This is a genomic window from Curtobacterium uvaldense (genome assembly GCF_028307415.1).
In the GTDB taxonomy this organism is placed as follows: domain Bacteria; phylum Actinomycetota; class Actinomycetes; order Actinomycetales; family Microbacteriaceae; genus Curtobacterium.
Map to the genome: position 1 here is coordinate 1 of NZ_JAQMHU010000057.1, position 5,155 is coordinate 5,155.

The window sequence follows — 5,155 nt, forward strand, 5'->3', positions numbered from 1 at the left end:
CCGGAAGCTAAGCCTCTCAGCGCCGATGGTACTGCAAGGGGGACCTTGTGGGAGAGTAGGACGCCGCCGGACTCAACGTAAGTGATGTGGCCATCGGCCCTCCATCGAGAACTCGTAGGGGAGACCCTCGTTCTCGTGGAGGCCGGTGGCCACATCTGTTTCCGCCGTAGGTCGCTCGACTCGCGGTCCGGTTCGTGATGGACTGGGCCCAGCAGTGAGCACGGACGACCGTGCGGCACCCCCCCACAACGACACAGCGGACGATCGCCCGGCGCATTCGAGCACGGGCACGCGATGAGGAGCAACGGTGGCGAACGACGACGAGCAGCAGCGCAACGACCGGGATCGCGGGGAGCGGCGCGAAGGCAGCCGCTGGTCGTCCGGGCCGCGCGACTTCGAGCGTCGCGAGGGGGATCGTGCGCGACGGGACGGTGACCGTCCAGCCCGCGACGCCGGCCGGAGTGGTCGTGACGACCGTCGGGGCTTCCGCGAGGGCGACCGGTCCTTCAGTGACGGTGGCCGTCGGCCGGCTCGGCAGGGTGACCGCGACGGTACGGGGCGTCCGCCCCGCGGTGACGGTCCTCGAGGCGCTGACCGCCCGGGCCGTGATGGTGACCGCCGTCCGTTCCGTGGCGGCGACGACCGTCGTCCGCAGCGTGATGGTGATCGTCCTTTCCGTGGTCGCGATGACCGTGCGCCCTTCCGTGGTGGCGACGACCGTCGTCCGCAGCGTGACGGTGGCGACCGTCGTCCGCAGCGTGATGGTGATCGTCCCTTCCGTGGTCGTGACGACCGCGCGCCCTTCCGCGGTGGCGACGACCGTCGTCCGCACCGTGACGGTGGCGACGACCGTCGTCCGTTCCGTGGCGGCGATGACCGTCGTCCGGCGCGTGACGGTGGCGAGCGCCGTCCGTTCCGTGGTGGCGACGACCGTCGTCCGGCGCGTGACGGTGGCGAGCGTCGTCCGTTCCGTGGTGGCGATGACCGTCGTCCGCAGCGTGACGGTGGCGAGCGTCGTCCGTTCCGTGGTGGCGACGATCGTCGTCCGCAGCGTGACGGTGATGACCGTCGTCCGCAGCGTGACGGTGATGACCGTCGTCCGTTCCGTGGTGGCGATGACCGTCGTCCGCAGCGCGACGGTGGTGAGCGTCGTCCGTTCCGCGGTGCCGACGACCGCCCCCGCCGCGACGACGACCGGGGCGACCGCCCTCGGTTCGGCGATGGCTCCCGTCATGCCGGCGCACGCTTCGGCGAGGCTGCCCGTGACGACTGGGAGGACCGTGACCCGTACGGCACGCGTTCCGTCCGTCCGCGACACGAGGACCCCGAGATCGACGAGAGCGTCTCGCCGCGGGACCTCGACCCGGCTGCCCGCGCCGAGCTCAAGACGCTCAGCAAGGACAACGCCGAGTGGGTCGCGAAGCACCTCGTCATGGCGGCGCTGCTCGTCGACGAGGACCCGGAGACGGCCAACCTCCACGCCCTGAGCGCTGCGCGTCGGGCCGGCCGTGTGGCGGTCGTCCGCGAGACCGCGGCGATCACCGCGTACCGGACGGGCGACTTCGCCACGGCGCTCCGTGAGCTGCGCACCTACCGTCGCATCTCCGGCAAGAACGACCAGCTGCCGATGATGGTCGACTGCGAGCGGGGTCTCGGACGTCCGGAGCGGGCGCTCGAGCTCGGCCGGTCGGTCGACCGCGCCGCGCTGGACACGGCGGTGCAGGTGGAGCTCGCGATCGCGATGTCCGGCGCCCGGATCGACCTGGGCAACCCGACGGCCGCGCTCGGCGAGCTCGAGATCCCGCAGCTCGACCCGACCACGGCGTACAGCTGGTCGCCGGCCCTCTACAGTGCTTACGCGGCCACGCTCGAGGAGCTCGGCCGCCAAGACGAGGCCGACGAGTGGTGGGCGCGGGTCGACCGGGCTGCCGCCGCCCTGGCCGAGATCGCCGACGAGAACGCATGGGAGACTGTCGATGTGGTCGAGGAAGAAGTCGAAGGACACGACGAGCACGACGCCGTCGTCGGTGACGAGTCCGTCGCCGGTGACGAGCACGGGACCGGAGCGCTCGACGACACCGACCAGCTCGGCGACGACGTCGACCCCGACGACGACCTCGGCGAGATCGACGACGACAACCCCCGCGACGTCGACGGCTCCGCAGCCGACTGACGTCCCGACGCCGCCGACGGACGGTGTGGACGTCGTCCTCACCGACCTCGACGGCGTCGTGTACCGCGGACGCAACGCGATCCCGCACGCTGTCGAGGCCCTGACACGGGCGTCGCTGACCGCTCGGGTCGGCTACATCACGAACAACGCCTCTCGTCGGCCGTCGGACGTCGCGGAGCACCTGGAGGGCTACGGCCTCGAGGTGACCGCCGACGACGTCGTGACCTCGTCGCAGGCGGGCGTGCGGCTGCTCGAGACGCTGGTGCCGGCCGGGTCCACCGTGCTGGTCACCGGCGGCCTCGGGCTGACGAGCATCGTCGAGGAGGCGGGCTTCACGGTGACCACGAGCGCCGACGACGCTCCGGCAGCGGTCATCCAGGGCTTCTCGCCGGACCTCGGGTGGACGCACCTGGCCGAGGCGTCCTTCGCCCTCGCCGATCCGGACGTGCCGTGGGTGGCGACGAACATGGACTGGTCGATCCCGGTCGAGCGTGGCATCGCGCCCGGCAACGGCACGCTCGTGTCCGCGGTGCACCAGGCCGTCGGGCGGATGCCGGTGGTGGCGGGCAAGCCGGAGCGACCGATCTTCGACGCCGCGATCGCCCGCTTCGGCGGCGAGCACCCGCTGTTCATCGGCGACCGGCTCGACACGGACATCAAGGGCGCGAACGACGCCGGCATCCCGAGCGTGCTCGTGCTGACCGGCATCGACCAGGCGAAGCAGGTGCTCGCGGCCGACCAGCGCTCGCGTCCGACGTACGTCCTGCAGGACCTCCGTGGGCTGTCCGAGCCGTACCCGGTGACGGTGCGGCGGCAGGACCCGGACGGCACCCGGTACGTCACGGTCGGCGGCGCCACGGTCGCGATGCACGGGCACGTCGTCCGGGTGCTCGACAGCGGGACGCCGATCGACCTGCTCCGCGCCGGAGCGGCGCTGATCTGGGAGTCCGGACTGGCGATCTACGGCCTCGACGTCGACCCGAAGCTGTACGGCGGCGAGTAGCGTGACCGACGTGCCCCACCCGCAGCAGCCGCCCGAGCAGGAGCAGGGCGAGCAGCAGCAACCGGGCGAGCAGCAGCAGCAGGGCGAGCACCGACAGCCCGTGCAGCAGCCGGACGCCTTCGCCGAGCGCACCGCGGCTGCCGAGGCGCTGCCCCTGCCCGAGCGCGCCGACGCCTTCGCCGCGCTGCACGACGACCTGCGCACCCGCCTCGAGAGCGGCCAGGCACCGCAGGGGCACAGCTCGGGTCGCGCTGCCGGCGCCACGCAGGTGTGGGGGAGCGGACGAGGAGACGGCGGTGTCGGTGCCTGAGCACGACGAGGCCCGCCCGGTCCGGTTGGACGCACTGCTCGCCGCCCGCGGGCTGGTCAGGTCGCGGACCGCCGCGGCGAAGCTGGTCCAGGCCGGCCGCGTGACGGTCGGGGGCACGGCGGTCGTGAAGCCGTCGGCCCCGGTCGCGCCGGACGCCGAGCTCGTCGTCGACACCGAGGACGAGTGGGTGTCGCGTGCGGCGCGGAAGCTCGTCCGTGCCCTCGAAGCCTTCGACGTCGACCCGAGCGGGCGCGTCGTGCTCGACGTGGGCGCCAGTACCGGAGGATTCACGCAGGTGCTGCTCCACCACGGAGCCGCCCGCGTCGTCGCCCTCGACGTCGGGCACGGTCAGCTCGACCCGGTGGTCGCCATCGACGAGCGGGTGCGTGTGGTCGAGGGGTGCAACGCCCGTGACCTCACGCCGGACACCTACGCGGCGCTCGACGACGCAGCGCCCCGCACGAGCCTGGTCGTCGGAGACCTGTCCTTCATCTCCCTGCGCATCGTCCTGCCCGTGCTGGCGGCCGCCGTGCCCGCGGACGACTTCGTGCTGCTCGTGAAGCCGCAGTTCGAGGTCGGCCGTGGTGGTGTGCGCGAGGGCATCGTGCGCGACCCCGCCCTGCGGAACGACGCGCTCATGAACGTGCTCTGGTCGGCGTGGGACGCGGGCCTCGGGACGGTCGGGCTGACCGCATCGCCGATCGTCGGCACGCACGGCAACCACGAGTACCTCGCGCACTTCCAGCGTGGTGTCGGGGGTCATCCGGCAGGATGGGGGAACCCGACAGCGTGGATCGGTCGGGCCACCGAACTCACCGAAGGGGCTGCATGAGCGACGACGGCCGGCACATCCTGCTCGTCTCCCACACGGGCCGACAGGACTCCATCGACGCCGCCGTCGAGGTCTGCGACCTGCTGCACGCCGCCGGACTCACCCCGGTGATGCCGTTCGACGAGTACGCCGACGTCCGACGGGCCGAGGCCTCGGTCGGCCAGGTCGACATCCTGGGTGTCGACGTGCAGGCCGACGCCCTCGAGATCGTCATCGTCCTCGGCGGGGACGGCACGATCCTCCGTGCCGCCGAACTCGTGCGGGGGACGCGCGCCCCGATCGTGGGCGTGAACCTCGGACACGTCGGCTTCCTGGCCGAGAGCGAGCGCGACGGGCTGCGGGCCACGGTCGAGCGTGCCCTCGTCGGCGACTACAAGGTCGAGGAGCGTGTGACGCTCCAGGTCGACGTGGTCGTCGGGCACGAGGTCGTCTACTCGTCGTGGGCGCTGAACGAGGCGACGATCGAGAAGGCCTCCCGCGAGCGCATGCTCGAGGTCGTCACCGAGGTCGACGGTCGGCCGCTGTCGTCCTTCGGCTGCGACGGCGTCGTCGTCGCCACCCCCACGGGGTCCACGGCCTACTCGTTCTCGGGCGGCGGCCCGATCGTCTGGCCGGACGTCGACGCCCTGCTCATGGTGCCGCTCAGCGCGCACGCCCTGTTCTCGCGTCCGATCGTCGTCGGGCCGGACTGCACCCTCGCGATCGAGGTACTCCGGCGCACGAGCGGCGTCGGTGTCCTGTGGTGGGGGGGGGGGGGGGGCCCCCCCCCGGGCGCCGGGGGGGGGGGGGGGGGCGGGGGCGGGCCCCCCCCCCCCCCCCCCCCCCGCCGCCCCCCAC

At 72.7% G+C, this 5,155-nt stretch carries 6 protein-coding genes and 1 rRNA gene; all 7 read left to right on the plus strand.

The annotated features are described in order from the left end of the window. Nucleotides 1–72: ribosomal RNA gene (gene rrf, locus PIJ49_RS17005) — 5S ribosomal RNA — on the plus strand; the annotation flags it as partial. A 467-nt stretch (nucleotides 73–539) separates the two neighbouring features. Then, on the plus strand, nucleotides 540–1,487 hold the full coding sequence (locus PIJ49_RS17010; RefSeq protein WP_442874663.1) for a hypothetical protein: 948 nt from the start codon (nucleotides 540–542) through the stop codon (nucleotides 1,485–1,487). Next, nucleotides 1,433–2,173 (plus strand): tetratricopeptide repeat protein, encoded by a 741-nt coding sequence (locus PIJ49_RS16770; protein WP_066656394.1) that lies wholly within the window; start codon nucleotides 1,433–1,435, stop codon nucleotides 2,171–2,173. Before PIJ49_RS17010 ends, PIJ49_RS16770 begins: the two co-directional genes overlap by 55 nt. A 25-nt stretch (nucleotides 2,174–2,198) precedes the next feature. Next, nucleotides 2,199–3,176 (plus strand): HAD-IIA family hydrolase, encoded by a 978-nt coding sequence (locus PIJ49_RS16775; RefSeq protein WP_066656392.1) that lies wholly within the window; start codon nucleotides 2,199–2,201, stop codon nucleotides 3,174–3,176. A gap of 10 nt (nucleotides 3,177–3,186) precedes the next feature. After that, complete coding sequence (locus PIJ49_RS16780) at nucleotides 3,187–3,486, plus strand: hypothetical protein (RefSeq protein WP_271827127.1); 300 nt, start codon at nucleotides 3,187–3,189, stop codon at nucleotides 3,484–3,486. After that, nucleotides 3,473–4,318 carry a TlyA family RNA methyltransferase gene (locus tag PIJ49_RS16785; protein ID WP_271827128.1) on the plus strand — a complete coding sequence of 282 codons (846 nt, stop codon included), beginning with the start codon at nucleotides 3,473–3,475 and terminating at the stop codon, nucleotides 4,316–4,318. The genes PIJ49_RS16780 and PIJ49_RS16785 overlap by 14 nt, the downstream gene beginning before the upstream one ends. Continuing rightward, nucleotides 4,315–5,155 (plus strand): NAD kinase (locus tag PIJ49_RS16790; RefSeq protein ID WP_271827129.1); only part of this gene is annotated, 841 nt, incomplete at its 3' end. The genes PIJ49_RS16785 and PIJ49_RS16790, both read left to right, overlap by 4 nt.

Bases quoted from the DNA above. Each gene is read 5' to 3' on its own strand.
- PIJ49_RS16770 (WP_066656394.1), top strand. From the start codon at position 1,433: ATGGCGGCGCTGCTCGTCGACGAGGACCCGGAGACGGCCAACCTCCAC.